Source organism: Coprococcus sp. LG101-27 (genome assembly GCF_027695515.1).
In the GTDB taxonomy this organism is placed as follows: Bacteria; Bacillota; Clostridia; order Lachnospirales; family Lachnospiraceae; genus Allocoprococcus; species Allocoprococcus comes.
The window spans coordinates 1-16,383 of the sequence record NZ_JAQEUJ010000024.1; the positions used below are offsets into that span (position 1 = coordinate 1).

A 16,383-nucleotide genomic window follows, 5' to 3' on the forward strand; every position below is an offset into this window, starting at 1 on the left:
ACTAAGAAAGCTCCACTGCCTATGATAAGAATAACATTTTCTAGCCTCTTCCGCAATCGGAATTATGACGCCAATGCACCTCCGAATAGGTAGATGTAATTATTAAGACTACTTATTCTGGAGGTTTTATTATGTATAAAGATATTTTTGAATCCATCCGCAATGAAGCGGAGAAACGTAACCTGCGTGAAAGAACGATTCAACTGTATTGCTCTGATGTCAGTTACTTCCTTCGTTGGATTGGAAAAAATGTTTCTGATCTTACACTTGAAGATGCGGAAAGTTTTCTTACTGCCAAACGTCTGGAAGGCAGGTCTCCTGAAACTCACAATCACTATCGGTCTGCAATCAAGTTCTTATATAAAAAGGTGCTGAAGATTGTCTGGGATGATGACACTGTTCCGGCTATGAAAAGAGAGCGAAATCTTCCTGCTGTTCTATCCTGCGATGAAATAAATGCAATCATTGACGCCACTCCGAATCTGAAACATAAAGCGATTATTGCAACTATGTATTCTTCCGGATTACGTGTATCGGAGGTCGTTCATCTTCATTATGATGACATTTCACGTACCAACATGACAATTCATGTTCGTGAAACCAAAGGCAGAATTGACAGGTATACAATTCTGTCTCAAAAAAATTTAGACCTTCTCACAGAGTATTGGTACAAATGTGGTCGCCCTAAAGATATCCTTTTCCCAAGTTCCTGGTCCGGTGGATATCTTGATATAGCCAGTGTTAACCAGTTCTTTAAGAAAAGTGCTAAACTCGCCGGCATTAACCGTCATGTTTCCTCTCATGCGTGCCGTCATAGTTTTGCCAGCCACCTATTCGAAAGTGGCACAGATATAAAATATATCCAGTCACTTCTGGGACATGTTGATCCTCGCTCTACAGATGTTTACCTTCATGTGAGCAACAAGACACTTCTTGGAATCCGCAGCCCGTTCGACAACCCGGAAGGTGGTGAATCATGAGTAAGGATTGTACGATTCAGGATGTTTTTCATCGTTTTTATTCATCATTTGAATCCACACATGATATTTCTCCCGCTCAGAGAAAAGCCGCTTACCACATCATGAATTGCAAAACCGGTGCCTTCGGTGTGAACGTAAGCGTATGCGAGGACTGCGGTTGTAGATCAGTCCACTATAACTCCTGCCGTGACAGATGCTGTCCTATGTGTCAGGAGTTTCCAAAAGAAAAGTGGGTAGATGCACGGCGGGAGGATGTCTTAGATGCACCTTATTTCCATGTGGTTTTTACAGTTCCGGAAGAACTTAATCCCATTATCTACAGCAACCAGAAATTCTTATACACTGCTCTTTATCATGCGGCTTCAGATACTCTCAGTGAACTTGCTGCTGATAATAAATATCTTGGGACTGATATCGGCTATATTTGTATCCTCCATACATGGGGAAGCACCATGAATTTTCATCCTCATATCCATGCAATTGTTCTTGGTGGAGGGCTGGATGTGAAAAATCATTGGAAAGACAACGGGAAAGATTTTTTCTTCCGATTAAGGCGATCTCCAAAACGTTTCGTGGAAAATATATGGCTGAACTTAAGCAGCTCTGGGAAAATGACAGACTTGAATTTCATAGATCAGCTACTCCTTACAAAAACTACTATACTTTCAAGGAATTGTTAAATACCTGCTATGCAAAGGAATGGATTCCTTATTGTAAGAAACCATTTGATGGTGCCGAATCTGTCATCAGATACCTTGGAAAATACACCCACCGGATTGCTATCAGCAACTACCGTATCAAAGACATGACAGAATCTACAGTTACTTTTTCTGCTAAAGATTACAAAAATCAAGGGCATTGGAAAGAGATCACCATATCCGGCGAGGAATTTATCCGTCGATTTTTAATGCACGTTCCTCCAAAACGTTTTGTACGTATCAGGCACTATGGTCTTCTTTCATCCAGAAATAAGAAGAAAAAGATTGCCCTATGCAGAAACATCCTTGGCTGCAAAAAATATATTTCCAAACTGAAAGATATGGATGCACCTTCCATTATCTGTCTTCTTTACAATAAAGATATATGCAAGTGCTCTTCCTGTGGTGGTAAAATTATTCCTCTGCCTACAGAACAACATTTTATAAAACCAAAACCACATATGCTCTGTTAACGTATCGTAGGGCTGAACCTGTTTCCTGTATCATTGGAAAGAATGAGGACAGGTCTTGTGCCGCCCTGTTCAGAGCCGATATGCGGATCAGGTTTTGCGTAGTAAATATCTCCACGCCTGACAGTTCTTTTCATTTGAATACCCTCCAATCTATATTTGACATACGGTTTCTGTCTATGTAATAAGCCAGACGAAAGGCTTTTTGAGGTCGGGAGCATATAAAACAAAGCTCTGTTCTCATTGATAACCTTATATCTGGCTTTATGATCATGGCATTTCTATTTGTCCTCGACACCCCGAAATGCAAATGCGCAAAAGCGCAGGGAAGTCGCCAAACGGTCAGCAGCGAACTGACTCCACGGGAGTTTCACCCCAACTGACGGTCTGCCAGAGCCGCCCTCATTGCCTGCGGCGGATTGGATACCGCTCGGACTGTGACTGGACGGGAGTACCATTATGCTCTTTGTGGGTTATGGCGAAACCGAGGGCTACCCGATATTTGGAGTCAGTATAGGTTCGCTCACCACCTTTCATCGCTATTTGCTTGTCGGCAGGTCTTGGCGTACTGCTCCGCACGCTTATGCTCATCACAATCACAAAGAGGAAGTATTTGGCGAATGACTATTCGGTTGTCAAGGAACAATCCTGTTTACGCCACACAAAGGAAAACAGGGTGGAGGATTTCGTCCTCTCACCCTGTCGCCAATGGGAAACTATGAATTTCCCCTCATAATTAAAATATTTTTTTGATTTTTTCTTTCAGCCTGTCCATACGCCTGTAAACCGCCTTTTGTCAAATATCAGAGGGAATGTTCATTGAAATTATTTTAGGAGAATTTGTTACTAAATCATTATAGAGCTTATTAAGATAATGATTATTGCATATCAAATATTATTTACTCCTTTTTCAAGCGTTGATTTATTTCTTTGCACTTGCAAAAATTATTTTATGTTAAAAAATCTTAGGTTTTTAAACAAATCATCTTTACCATCTTGAATTGATCAGAAACTGCCATACTGACCTTTGTGGATAGCTTTAAACTGTTTTTAGGGATGTAACGATAGTATGGTTCCTCCGTAATCACTTTCACATTATTCCCGATTTTTGCTGCCAGTTCTTCCGCGGAATCCACATAAAAGAACATCTGTGCATCGGCATGGCCGACCTGTTTCATATATTTTTTCTTCATCATGGTCATGCCTCTTTTGTTCACCGTATCAAAAACAACTTCCATATTTCCAAATTGCCCAATCATACGCAGAAGGGCAATGACCTTATGTTCCTCAAAATAATGAAATAATCCGCCTGCAGTAACGAGAATAGGAGTATCAAGTACATCATTGCGAACTTTTTTGATCCAATCCTTTGCAAAGGCATCCCCGGAAATATATAATTCCCTCTCTGGTTCGGGAAGAAGATCTCGCCGGTATTCTATCACATGCGGTAGATCCACGGCATACCAGTGTGTCTTTCCGTTATCACATCGGTGATAGGTTGTCTCCAGACCACAGCCCAGCTGGACAATCACACCGTCCGGTCTGCGTTCCAGAAAAGCCCGAATAATCCGATCCATATTAGCAGACCGGGAAGCAGAGGCCAAAAGGGTATACTGGTTCTGCATATTCTGTTCAATCAAGTCTAACGGCAGCCTATTTTTCAATTCCAACGCCTTTTTATCATATAAAATTTGTGGGCAATGCTCACTGGCATAGATTCTGCCCAGCATAGGGACAAACAGGGTATCCTCCACAACGCCTAATGTTTGCATAACCAGCCCTCCCTTTTCTTTACGCAAGTTTCCAATTCTGGCTTTCTGTCTGCAGTTTTACCATATGGGCATATACACCATTCTTTTCTTCCAGATTCTTTGGTGATCCTTCTTCTGCCACGGTGCCATCAGAAAGGACAACAATTTTATCTGCTCCTGCTACGGTACGCATCCTGTGGGCGATAACCAGAACCGTTTTATCTGCGATCAGACGGGAAAGGGCTGTCTGTATCAGAGTTTCATTCTCCACATCCAGGGAAGCAGTGGCTTCATCTAAAAGAATGATCGGCGCATTTTTCAGAAATGCACGGGCAATAGAGATACGCTGGCGCTCTCCGCCGGAAAGTTCACAGCCATTTTCCCCGATATTGGTATGCCATCCATCCGGCAGTTTTTCCGCAAATTCATCCACATTGGCAAGTTTCGCAGCAGCAATGACCTGTTCATCTGTGGCGTCTTTGTTTCCGATTCGGATATTTTCCAGAATCGTATTGTCAAACAGTGTAACATCCTGGAATACGATGGAATACAGAGAAAGCAGTGTTTCCGGGTCAATTCGGGATACATCCATGCCTCCCACGGTAATCTTTCCTCTGTTAATATCCCAGAACCTTGCTGCCAGCCGGGATACGGTTGTTTTTCCGCCGCCAGATGGGCCGACCAAAGCCGTAACCTCTCCCTGTTTTGCCGTAAAGGAAACATCTTTCAATACGGTTTCTCCGGTATTGTAGGCAAACCTAACATGGTCAAAGACAATATCATACCCCTGATTGGAAAGCCTGTCGCTGCCCTGCTGGATCGGATGATCGAGAATTTCATTCATACGGGCAATGTTGGTTCGTGTACTGATGACTGCCGCAAGATTCTGGAGTGCGCCCTGCAGAGGGTCATATAAACGGGATACTACCAGAAGGAACATAAAGAATGTAAGCACGGAGAGGCTTCCTTGCATGAGCAAAACAGCTCCCACCAGCGCAACCGTTGCAATACCAAGCTTCAGCACCAGCGATGCGGAAACCACAAAAACAGCAAGGCCGAATTCATTGAGGATGGAACGATGCTCCACGGCACGGATCTTCTTTTCCAGACCTTTTAAATATGCCTGCTCCGCATTGTTCGCTTTCAGGTCACGAACCGTTTCAATGCACTCCTGTATCCCGTCTGCGCAGGCCATCTTTACATCCATGGCTTTCTGATTCAGATTTTCCTGAATCTTTGCGGAAAATCCCACAATCGCAAAGGCAACCGGCAGAACCCATAAGGCAGCCAGTGCCATTCTCCAGTCCGTAAAGAGCAGACCAATGGAAATCAGAACTGTAGAAATGATCGAACCCGCAAGCTCAGGGATAAAATGCGAAAAACTCTGCTCCAGGAAGGTACAATCCGCCATAATGGTACTGGTAAGATCGGCTAAATCCTTTTTCCCGAAAAAGGAAAGGGGGATTTTGCGCAGATGCTCTGCCAGGGTAATGCGGCGGATACCGCTTTCTTTGTAAGTGGCAAAATAGGTCGCATTGTATTGAAAGAAAGTGGTCAGCAGAATCAAGCCGATACACACCACGCAGCCTGCCACATAAAATGGAATTTTCTCGCCGGGAACACCCCCGTTCATCAGATCGCTGACCAGGTAATATAAAAGTCCCACCGGAAACATAAAAGACAGATTCTGAAGGACACAGGCCAGGCAGCCTTTGATCAGGTCTTTTGCTCCCTGTTCAGACAGGGCATATTTTTTCTGCAGTTTTTTGATCATATCACTGCACCTCCTTTGTTACCTTCCATTGCACGGAAGTCTGGTAATTTTTCCACATACGGCTGAATATACCGTCTTTTGCAAGCAATTCGCGACTGTTTCCGCACTCGGCAACCCGTCCGTCGCAAATGACAAAAATCTGATCCACATTTGTTACGGTAGAAAGCCTGTGGGCAATCATAATCACTGTCTTACCCTCGGAAAGTCTTGAGAAAGCAGCCTGTACGCGGCTTTCGTTATCCGGGTCAGCAAAGGCAGTGGCTTCATCCAGAATGATAATCGGAGCATTTTTCAGCATCACACGGGCAATGGCAATTCGTTGCTGCTCGCCGCCGGAAAGATAGACACCCTTTGTACCGATGACCGTATCCACACCCTGTGGGAGTTTTTCCAGAATATCATCGCATTGCGCGTGATGAAGGGCAGTCAGAACTTCCTCACGGGTAGCTTCCGGTTTTCCCATACGCACATTTTCCAGAATAGATGCCTTGATCAGACGGCTGTTCTGAAATACGAAAGACACCGTGTTCATGAGTTCCTCTTTCGGGATGTCTTTCACATTAACACCACCGATTTTTACCATTCCGCTCTGGGGATCAAAGAATCGGGAAATCAGGTTGGCAAGGGTTGTTTTTCCACCGCCGGATGGACCTACAAAAGCTACCGTCTGTCCTGCAGGAATGGTCAGTGAAATATCTTTTAATACTTCTTTTTCTCCATCATAGCTGAAATGAACCGATTTCAGTTCCACGGAAGCGTTTTGAGGATGCTTTGAATGTTTCGTTTCCTCCAGAGGCTTCAAATGCAAAACGCTGTCAATTCTCTGTAAAGCGTCGTCTACGATCATGGCGTTTTCACTTTGGAACATAATGCGTGTCAGTGTGACAGAAATAACCGGTGTAATGATGATATAGAAAATAAGATCCAGTAAGAAACCGGAAGTTACACCGTCTTGCGTAAGCAACAGTCCTCCGGCAATCAGTGTGGCAAAAACGCCGTTGATCGCAGCTGTATAGAACATCATCGGTGTCCGAAGCTGCCTGGTATAAGCAATCACCCATACTTTATACCGGTCAATGGAGTCTTTAAACTTCTTAAAGGAAAAGATCGTCTGGCCAAAGGTTTTTACCACCGGAATCCCACGGACATACTCTACCGCTTCATTGGACATATCATCCAGCGCATTCTGGTATTCTTTCATCTTTTCCTGCATCTGCTTTCCGGTCATTGCCATCATGATCAGAAACCCCAGCACAACCGGAACAAGACTCAATAGTCCCAGTCTCCAGTCAAACACGAACAACAGCACCAAAAGACCGCAGGGGGTTGCAATGGCATTGGCTCTGTCGGGAAGCTGATGGGCGAGATAGGTTTCGGTGGCTGCGCTGGATTCGTTGACAATCTTGCGCAGTTTTCCGCTGCCAAAACTCTCGGCAAACCCAAGAGGCAACTTAACAATATGCTCCATGGTCTGGATACGCAGGTTTGTGGCAATACGAAATGCTCCCAAATGGGAACACATCAGCCCTGCTATGTAGACAAGCACCGCTATAACCGCAAACAATACTGCCATCCAGCCATTACCGGTCAGGTTCTGTGCCTGGTCAAAATTCGGTGCCACCTCCAATACTTCCTTGATCATTTTCCAGATGTAATAGAATGGTACCAGAGCAATCAGGGCACTGATCGCAGAAAGCACCCAGGAAGCATAGGTCAGGTACTTATGGCTGCCTGCAATTTCCAGCAGGCGTGATAAATTGGATTGCTTTTTCAAAAAAATTCCTCCTTTTCTTTGTGTTTATGATAAAGAGAACACGTCTATGTTCTTACAATATCCGAATTTAGATTAGTTTCAGCTAACTATCAAGCAAAAATTATAAGGCATTACTGCCCCATAATTTTCATCCATCCCGCTGTATAAAAGGCGCGCATTTCTCTGACGTAGTTTTCGGCATCTTTGAGCGGCATTTCGTGGATGATCAATTCAAAAAAGGTATGAAACATTCCGGTGATCAGAATATGCTCCAGCGAAGGATCGATATGCGGAGAGGGCCTTCCAAGCTTCCTTAAAACCTCCTGATAGGCATGAGTCCCTTCCACTTCAATCTCCACCATTTCATCAATTAGCCCGGCAAATTTTGTTCCTTCCGAACAGCAGAGGATCAGTTTACATTCCTCTAAATGTTCGTACGCATAATGGAGCATATCGTACATACAAAGCCCCGAAATGTCACTCATGACTTCCGGCTGCTGGGCAGCTGGTAGTTCGGCGAACTCCTGCTGTGCCTTTATAAAACGTTTGAGAATATATTCGTAATGCTCACCAACGATGGCTTCAAAAAGTTCTTCTTTACTTTTATAATATCCGTAAAAGGCTCCGGTAGTCATTCCCACGGATTTCACAATATTCCGCAGGGAAGCGTCTTTATATCCTTTTTCTAAAAATTCTGCTTTCGCTGCCCGGTGGATATTTTCTAAAGTCGTTCCATTTCCGTTTATTTTGCACACCTCCTATATAACAGTGCTATATAACACTGTTATAATTTTAATCTTTAAAAAAGATTTTGTCAAGAGCAACAAGAAATAGTTGCATAAAAATAGCAATCCAAACAGCATTCTGCACTTTATTACTGATAAAATTTTTAAATACTGGTTTTGACAAAAGTTTCATTTTTTCTAATAAATGATAAGCAGGGTGGAGTTTGTTCTCACACCCTGCTTTGTGATTATCATGAACTACTCGAAGATCTTCTTCACTTTTTCTTTCAGCCTGTCCATATGCCTGTAAACCGCCTTTTCGGTAATCTTCAGATACCTGGCTATTTCATGAGTGCTATACCCCTGGATCTTCATCAGAACGATCTGAAGGGTAAGCCTGTCCACGGTGATCAGCACATGATACAATTTCTGATTCTCAATACGATCCAGAAAGTCCTGTACTGTTTTCAGTTCTGCTTGATCAGTGGATGCTGCTACGGTATCCAGATATGTACCTGTTCTATCATGGCTAGTGTTATTTTCCTATATCATATCTCAAATCCAGAAAAAAAATTTAGGATGTCGATGCAGACAATATCTGCCTGATCAACACCCTGTTTTTACTGTTCCAAGTTATCGAGCCAGTCGTCGAAACTCTTCTTAGAGATGCGATACTTTCCGCCATCCAACTGGATCCACCGGAATTCCTTTTTCTTCAAAAGGTTATAAATAGTAGGTCTGCTGACTCCTAAGATTTCCTGTAACTCCTGAACTGTATAACATCTTTTCTCTGACATTTCTTTATCCTCTTTTCTTTGAAATATGAAAGAAAAAGAGCATATGGAATTGAATCCATACACTCTATGATTTCTTGAACTTTGGGAATAGTATTATTAGGGTTTAAAATGTAAACTTCTTGAAGTTTGTTTTCGAGACTTCTAGAAGTTTGATTTTGGGACTTCATGAAGTTTGCATTGTAAACTTCTGCAGGTTCTTCATTTTCCACAGAAGTTTGTTTTTTAAACTTCTCTAATTCCTCTCCAAATTTTTTCTCATCTGTTTTCTCAGGCATAAAGGTTTTCACGTAGATAACGTTCACCTTTCCAAATCCCTGTCTGCGTTTCTCAATCAGACCACTCTAAACCATGATTCAGAAATGCAACCACAAAATGAGGAAGTTCAGCCAGAAAACAACGGCTTATCAGACAGTGATATGGAGCTTTTACAGCTTTTAAAATCACTTACGCCGGAGATGAAAGCAATGCTTTTGAAACAATCAGCTTCAAAGTAATTTTTCAAAAGTGTTAGCAAATCTTCAAAAATCTGCTGATATTTTTTCAAAATAAAAAAAGTGTTAGCAAACTCTTCTACTCAAACAGTCATAAAAATATCGAATTACAAATTCTGAAAATCAAAAGAAATTGCAAAATATAAATTAAATATGTTCTTATCTGACAGGTTATAAGCCAAAAACAAAAGAAGCTGAAAACCTCGATAAATCAAGGCTTTCAGCGTTGTTTGCTGGCGTCCCAGACAGGAATCGAACCTGCGACGTTTCGCTTAGGAGGCGAACCCTCTATCCTACTGAGGTACTGAGACGTATTTAATTGTAATGGAGCAATTTTCAAATTTATTTCATAAATCGCTTCCGAAAGGGGATTGCTCCACCTGACCCTTAGGAGGCGAGTGCTCTATCCAGCTGAGCTATGACGACACATGCCGCAAACCCTTGATTTTACTGGGTTTCTGGGATTTTTCCCTTCGGCCATATATAAGATTATCAACTCTTTTTCAAGTTGTCAATCTACAGATTTTTTTGCTTTGGTAACATTAGAACGTTCCCCAATTTGGGGAATGCCTCGGCTTTCTCTTAGGAGACACTTGTTATATTCATTTAACTAATAGAACATACACATATATCATACCGTTTGAACATGAAAATGTCAAATGCTTTTCTAAGAGAATAATTATGGGATAATTATGGTGAGGTAACAAAGCGGGATTTTGTATGTGAAATAGCTTTTATAGGACTTCTTTATGTAAAGTCGAATGTTCTGAAGCGCATATACAAAAAGCACGACTAATTTTCAATTAAAAGAAATTTGGTCATGCTTTTTATATAAGTCAAAATTTTTCCCTAAAAATTAATATGCCCTTGCAGCCAGATTTGTGCCTTCAGCCGTCTTCCAATTGCCGGTTCGCCAATCACCTTTTCAACCGGTACGCATACATCAAATTGAAGCTCATTGGTTTCAACTGTAAGAACATAAAGTTCTTTCCCAGTAAGAAGATTTTCAATGGTATCGATATTCAGAATCTCACCAAGGATCGCATACTGGTCACATTCAAGACCAGATGGCATAAAATGTGTATCGACAATGCTGTAAATATCTTCCCCACGGATTCTTTTTGATACTGCGGCATAGGTGTCGATGTCGTCAAGCGTAAGGCTTTCAATGGCATCGGGATTCCCTTCCTTTGCTGCGCTCATGAGCATCATCCGGTTGCGGAGCTCTTCCGCTCTCTTGTCCGCAGCGCCTGTATCCTTTGTGACCGGAAGCAAAATTTTCCCACTTAAGGCAAGCCCGGAAAATGTTACAGAGATTGAACTTTTGTTCAGACCGCCGAGAGTGGCTTCTTTTATGTATTCCATTCCGTTTTGAATATGGAAAATGATACTGCAGCCGAGCTTTACATCCTCGCAGACACCAACATAGGTCGGTGAGAAGGTTTTCTGTTCTACTGCAATATCAGCATAAGAGCTGACTCCACTGCCTGAAAAATATGGGAAATAGCATTCTCTGCGGAACGCTTCATCATTTTCATCGATAAAGCCGTAGGAAGAAATGCCAATTCCGTTGCCGTATTCCCTGCGAAGCTCACAGAGATCTGTGTGTTCGTCCAAGGCAATACGGTCATATCCGGAAAAATTCTTTTCGGATTCAAGAAGAATCTGATACCATTCGCGTTCAGATGCGATATCGTGGAATCCGATAGCGTTTAAATATTTATGCAAAATTTACCTCGTTTTCTATCTGATTTCAGACTTACCGCCCATGTATGGACGAAGTACTTCAGGAATGCGGACAGAACCGTCTGCCTGAAGATTGTTCTCGAGAAATGCGATCAGCATTCTCGGAGGAGCTACCACTGTGTTGTTCAGTGTGTGTGCGAAGTATTTGTTTCCGTCGCTTCCTTTTACACGGATGCCAAGACGTCTTGCCTGTGCATCACCAAGGTTAGAACAGCTTCCTACTTCAAAGTATTTCTTCTGTCTTGGAGACCATGCCTCTACGTCACAAGATTTTACTTTAAGGTCGGCAAGGTCACCTGAACAGCATTCCAGTGTACGAACCGGGATATCAAGAGAACGGAACAGATCAACAGTGTTTTTCCATAATTTATCATACCATTCTTTGCTTTCTTCCGGTTTGCATACAACGATCATTTCCTGCTTTTCAAACTGATGGATTCGGTATACACCACGTTCTTCGATTCCATGAGCACCTTTTTCTTTACGGAAGCATGGAGAATAAGAAGTCAGTGTCTTTGGAAGCTCAGCTTCATCAAGCATGGTATCGATGAATTTACCGATCATAGAATGCTCGCTGGTTCCGATCAGATATAAGTCTTCGCCTTCAATTTTGTACATCATAGAATCCATTTCGGCAAAGCTCATAACGCCTGTAACAACGTTGCTTCTGATCATGAAAGGCGGGATACAGTATGTGAATCCACGATCGATCATAAAGTCACGTGCATAAGAGATAACTGCTGAGTGAAGACGTGCAATATCTCCCATCAGATAATAGAAACCATTTCCGGCAACCTTTCCTGCACTTTCAAGATCGATTCCGTTGAATTTTTCCATAATTTCTGTATGGTATGGAATTTCAAAGTCCGGAACAACCGGTTCGCCGAATTTTTCAATTTCAACATTCTGGCTGTCGTCTTTACCAATCGGGACAGATGGATCGATGATATTTGGGATAACCATCATATCTTTTTTGATTTTTGCTTCTACTTCTTTTTCTTCAGCAGAAAGTTCTTCCATACGGGTAGCGTTTTCTTGAACTTTTTTCTTAAGCTCTTCTGCTTTCTCTTTTTCACCATGAGCCATGCATGCGCCAATTTCTTTGGAAACTTTGTTTTTCTCAGCACGGAGTGCTTCTACTTCACCTTTGATTTCACGGTTTCTCTTGTCAAGCTCAATTACTTCATCTACAAGTGGAAGCTTTTCATCCTGGAATTTTTTCTTGATGTTTTCTTTTACAACATCTGGGTTTTGTCTTAAAAATTTAATATCTAACATAATTGTTCTCCTGTCTTATTCCTTTATTTTTATATCTTATGATGTGAGTGGCAAAAGTAAATTTTTCCACTTACATCATCTTATTCTATCACCTGAGGATTATCAAGGGATTCAGGCAAATTACTGTGGTTTGATCGCATCTTGTACATCCGGATCATACATTTCCTGGTAAACGGCCTGATCTAGTGATTCGGCCTCTTCTTCAGAGAGCTCAATGTAACTTTCACCACGCACAATTTCTTTTATATAAGTGTAACAGCCATCTCTGCTGTGCATGGAATTGAGGATCCATCCATTGTTATCATTGTCAAGCATTGTGAGGGCGAAGCTGAGTTTTCCCCCCATTTCACCGAAAGCATCGTATTTTACAATACCTACTTTCTGGTAGCTGCTTCGCAACGCGCGATACAATATGCGGATGTCCGCTTTGTTTTCGTGGGCAATGTTGGAAAGCTCGTCGAGTTCATTGAATCTTGCGCTGAAGCTTTCTTCGAGTGTTTTGCCGTCCTGTCCGCGCATGAATACGTTATAGCTCGATTTCAGACGGTTGTATTTCATATTGACATTAATATAAAGAAGAAACATCAATATGATCAGCATGATAAGAAAAAGAAATATATACGCCGGATCAATTCCAAGTGACTTTAGAATTTTACTTTCCATATATTATTCTCCTTCCTGTATTGACATTAACAATTCAAATATACGTTCCAGATCGTTGTCCGAATAATATTCAATTTCAATTTTGCCTTTTCCATTTGCTTTATGATTGACATGGACTTTGGAACCGATGATTGATTTTATACGTTCCTCCAGATCTTCATATACAAACGCATTCTGGATAACAGGCTTTTCTTTTTCTTTTTTTGGCTTTTTCAGTTCTTTGACAAGTTTTTCGGTATCCCTGACACTGAGCTTTTCATCAAATACTTTATTGGCAAGAATGTACTGCTGTTCTTTATCCTCGATTGCAAGAAGAGCACGCGCATGCCCGGTTGAAATCATGTCATCAATGATCATCTGCTGCACTCTCTCGTCCAGCTTTAGAAGACGCATGGAGTTTGTTACAGCAGTTCTGCTCTTTGAAACGCGCTCAGCTACCTCGTCCTGCTTCAGACTGAATTCATTTAGCAGACGCTTGTATGCCTGCGCTTCTTCGATTGGATTCAGATTTTCGCGCTGAATATTTTCAATAAGAGAAATCTCAACGATTTCCTGATCCGTGTATTCTTTAATGATAACAGGGACCTCTTTGATACCGGCCTGCTTTGCTGCACGCCAGCGACGCTCGCCGGCGATGATCTCGTAGTAATCGTTCCGCTTCTGAACAATCAGAGGCTGAAGGATTCCAAACTGTTTGATTGAATCAGCAAGTTCCAAGAGAGCATCTTCCTCAAAATGTTTTCTTGGCTGGTCACGGTTTGGCTCCACATCATTGATCTTCATTATGATTGGACCGGCATTCACTACTTCTTTTTTAGCTGGTGCAGTATGCTTTGCGGTTTTGTTTTCTTTGATTAAACTATCCAGACCTTTTCCAAGTCCGCCTCGTTTTGCTGTCATGCTTACTCTTCTCCTTTATGAATTACTTCATCTGCTAATAACATATAACTTTCAGCTCCTGTTGAACGAGGATCATATAAGTTGATTGGCAAGCCATGACTTGGGGCCTCTGCAAGTCGTATATTACGTGGAATGATAGTTTTGTAAATTGTCTGATCAAGATTATCTTTTACATTTTCAACAACTTGAAGAGAAAGATTGGTTCTGGCATCATACATAGTAAATACAACACCTTCCATTTCAAGGTTTTCATTTAATCTTTCTTTTACAAGCTCGATTGTTTTAATCAGCTGGCTCAATCCTTCTAGTGCATAGTATTCACATTGAATTGGAACCAATACTGTATCTGCTGTAGTCATTGAATTGATTGTCAGCATACTAAGTGAAGGTGGGCAGTCGATAATGACGTAATCGTAATTACTTCTTATCTTAAGCACCTCATCTCTTAAAATGTATTCTTTGTTCTCGGTCTCGAGTAACTCTATTTCGGCGCCAGATAGATCAATGTTTGCGGGAATTACGTCGAGATTTTCAATTGCTTCTTTGTGTAACACTTGCTCTATAGTGGCTTCGCCAATTAAAAGATCATATACAGTATAGTCAACATTATCCTTATCTATACCAAGACCGCTGGACATATTACCCTGTGGATCCATGTCGATTGCGAGAACTTTCTGCCCTTTCGCCGCTAAACACGAGGATAAATTGATCGCTGTTGTAGTTTTTCCAACGCCACCCTTTTGGTTGGCAACGGCAATTATTCGTCCCATTGCAATTACCTCCTTTCTAATAGTGTGCAAATATATATGAAGTTTTATTTACATCTAGATATAATTGTAACACTAAACTTTATCTAAATCTACTAAATGTTTCACGTGAAACATTTATTTCGGCATTTTTTATAAATGCGGGAATGTTTCACGTGAAACATTCTACATAAAGTGAAATATAAAAATGTATGAAAAATATTTTAGATAAATGAAAATATATTTGGCTATGAGCAGCTGAAAAAGGAGAGATAAAATGTTTCACGTGAAACATTTTGTCGAAAACCAAGGAACAATAACATGATGTAAATCTTTAAACTGTGAGGAGATTATGGTATACTTATCTATAAGCCGCAAGGTAAAATATTATACAAAAACAGATATTATTTGCGAGTATAATCTTGCTGAATCTGGACAAAAATGATTCGGAGAAGGGAGCAATTGACGATGAAAAATAAATTGAAAAGCTGCGCGATTTTAGCAACACTTGGTGCGATTACAATCCATCTGATAAATAAAACACTTATAGAAATGGCAACAAAAGACAGTTTGTTAAACTCATCTGAGGGAAACTATTATGACTGGAGATTTGGAAAAATCTATTATAGAAAACAGGGAAATGGTAAACCACTACTGCTACTTCATGATTTGGATGCAGAAAGCTCTGGCGTAGAATGGAAAAAAGTAGCGGCAATTCTTGCAGAAAAGTATACTGTTTATACCGTGGATCTGCTAGGCTGTGGACGATCTGAAAAACCAAATATTACTTATACTAATTTTCTTTATGTGCAAATGCTGACGGATTTTATTAAACATATCATTGGCGAAAAGGCAGATGTTGTGGCTACGGGAGAATCGGCTGCTATTGCAGTTATGGCATGCGGAAATGATGAAAACGTGATTGGAAAGATTTGTATGGTGAATCCACTGTCACTTACGGAACTTGCAAAATGTCCGAATAAGAGAACCAAGACGCTGAAGTTCCTTATCGAAATACCGATTATTGGTACGCTACTGTACAACATTATTCATTCAAGAGAAGCGATTGATGAAAAATTTGTGGATAAGTATCTGTATGACGAAGATACGATAGATTATCAGATGACGAAGATATACCATGAATCTGCTCATAATGAAAACGCACATTCAAAATATTTGTTTGCAAGCATCAAAGGTGGATATACAAAGACAAATATTTATCATTGTATTCGCAAGGCGACAAATAGTATCTGCATTATCTCTGGACAATATGATGAAAACAGTATTGAGATTGCTAAACAATATCAGAAGCATGTACCTGCTATAGAATACATGTGCATAAAGGATACGAGACATCTTCCACAAATTGAACAACCGGAAGGATTCGCAGAACAGCTAGATATCCTTTTCTCTGCTGAATAATATAAAGTACGTTCAGGTACACATTATAGCCAAATGCGGGATGTACACTTCGGTGTACATCCCGCATTTGGCTATATATGGCTCTTGATCAACTTTTGCGATTATCTAATAGCAAACAGAACTGGTACTTAACTGGTACTTATTCTGCTCATGAACACCATGAAAACCGACATGCAACTCTGGGAATTT

At 41.1% G+C, this 16,383-nt stretch carries 13 protein-coding genes, 1 tRNA gene and 3 pseudogenes; 3 read left to right on the plus strand and 14 right to left on the minus strand.

Annotation, left to right across the window (positions count from 1 at the left end; all coding sequences use genetic code 11):
• Positions 1-131 precede the first annotated feature (131 nt).
• Both PG766_RS13700 and PG766_RS17165 read left to right on the plus strand, forming a co-directional pair.
• Entirely contained in the window at positions 132-980 is an 849-nt protein-coding gene (locus PG766_RS13700) for a tyrosine-type recombinase/integrase (protein ID WP_118199516.1), read from the plus strand.
• Positions 977-2,151, plus strand: a pseudogene (locus PG766_RS17165) (IS91 family transposase). The gene PG766_RS13700 and the pseudogene PG766_RS17165 overlap by 4 nt, the downstream one beginning before the upstream one ends.
• Positions 2,152-2,153: 2 nt before the next feature.
• Here PG766_RS17165 and PG766_RS13710 read toward each other — a convergent pair.
• From PG766_RS13710 to PG766_RS13775, 14 genes and pseudogenes are all read right to left on the minus strand, one after another.
• A pseudogene (locus PG766_RS13710) lies at positions 2,154-2,285 on the minus strand (type II toxin-antitoxin system PemK/MazF family toxin); the annotation flags it as partial.
• A gap of 828 nt (positions 2,286-3,113) precedes the next feature.
• Positions 3,114-3,920: a class I SAM-dependent methyltransferase gene (locus PG766_RS13715; RefSeq protein ID WP_118199517.1), complete on the minus strand. Its 807-nt coding sequence runs from the start codon at positions 3,918-3,920 to the stop codon at positions 3,114-3,116.
• 19 nt (positions 3,921-3,939) lie between these two features.
• Complete coding sequence (locus PG766_RS13720; RefSeq protein ID WP_071144397.1) at positions 3,940-5,673, minus strand: ABC transporter ATP-binding protein; 1,734 nt, start codon at positions 5,671-5,673, stop codon at positions 3,940-3,942.
• A gap of 1 nt (position 5,674) precedes the next feature.
• A complete protein-coding gene (locus PG766_RS13725; RefSeq protein ID WP_004611458.1) occupies positions 5,675-7,447 on the minus strand; it encodes an ABC transporter ATP-binding protein in 1,773 nt (590 codons plus the stop codon).
• Positions 7,448-7,557: 110 nt separating this feature from the next.
• The gene (locus tag PG766_RS13730) at positions 7,558-8,181 is read right to left on the minus strand and encodes a TetR/AcrR family transcriptional regulator (protein WP_004611459.1); all 624 of its coding nucleotides are present in this window, start codon (positions 8,179-8,181) and stop codon (positions 7,558-7,560) included.
• A 228-nt stretch (positions 8,182-8,409) separates the two neighbouring features.
• Positions 8,410-8,568: a sigma factor-like helix-turn-helix DNA-binding protein gene (locus PG766_RS17255; RefSeq protein WP_004611461.1), complete on the minus strand. Its 159-nt coding sequence runs from the start codon at positions 8,566-8,568 to the stop codon at positions 8,410-8,412.
• Between the two features lie 203 nt (positions 8,569-8,771).
• A complete protein-coding gene (locus PG766_RS13740; protein WP_003864535.1) occupies positions 8,772-8,948 on the minus strand; it encodes a helix-turn-helix domain-containing protein in 177 nt (58 codons plus the stop codon).
• Between the two features lie 89 nt (positions 8,949-9,037).
• A pseudogene (locus tag PG766_RS17175) lies at positions 9,038-9,286 on the minus strand (DUF6017 domain-containing protein); the annotation flags it as partial.
• Between the two features lie 387 nt (positions 9,287-9,673).
• A tRNA-Arg gene (locus tag PG766_RS13750) sits at positions 9,674-9,750 on the minus strand.
• 538 nt (positions 9,751-10,288) lie between these two features.
• Entirely contained in the window at positions 10,289-11,167 is an 879-nt protein-coding gene (locus PG766_RS13755) for a DUF3881 family protein (protein ID WP_117824049.1), read from the minus strand.
• 15 nt (positions 11,168-11,182) lie between these two features.
• Entirely contained in the window at positions 11,183-12,463 is a 1,281-nt protein-coding gene (gene serS / locus PG766_RS13760; protein ID WP_117559203.1) for a serine--tRNA ligase, read from the minus strand.
• A gap of 120 nt (positions 12,464-12,583) precedes the next feature.
• Positions 12,584-13,126 (minus strand): DUF4446 family protein, encoded by a 543-nt coding sequence (locus PG766_RS13765; protein WP_117824050.1) that lies wholly within the window; start codon positions 13,124-13,126, stop codon positions 12,584-12,586.
• 3 nt (positions 13,127-13,129) lie between these two features.
• Positions 13,130-14,026 (minus strand): ParB/RepB/Spo0J family partition protein, encoded by an 897-nt coding sequence (locus PG766_RS13770; RefSeq protein WP_117824051.1) that lies wholly within the window; start codon positions 14,024-14,026, stop codon positions 13,130-13,132.
• Between the two features lie 2 nt (positions 14,027-14,028).
• On the minus strand, positions 14,029-14,796 hold the full coding sequence (locus tag PG766_RS13775; protein ID WP_117824052.1) for a ParA family protein: 768 nt from the start codon (positions 14,794-14,796) through the stop codon (positions 14,029-14,031).
• A 444-nt stretch (positions 14,797-15,240) separates the two neighbouring features.
• On the opposite strand from PG766_RS13775, the gene PG766_RS13780 reads away from it, so the two are divergent.
• A complete protein-coding gene (locus PG766_RS13780) occupies positions 15,241-16,194 on the plus strand; it encodes an alpha/beta fold hydrolase (protein WP_117824053.1) in 954 nt (317 codons plus the stop codon).
• The last annotated feature ends 189 nt before the right edge of the window (positions 16,195-16,383 follow it).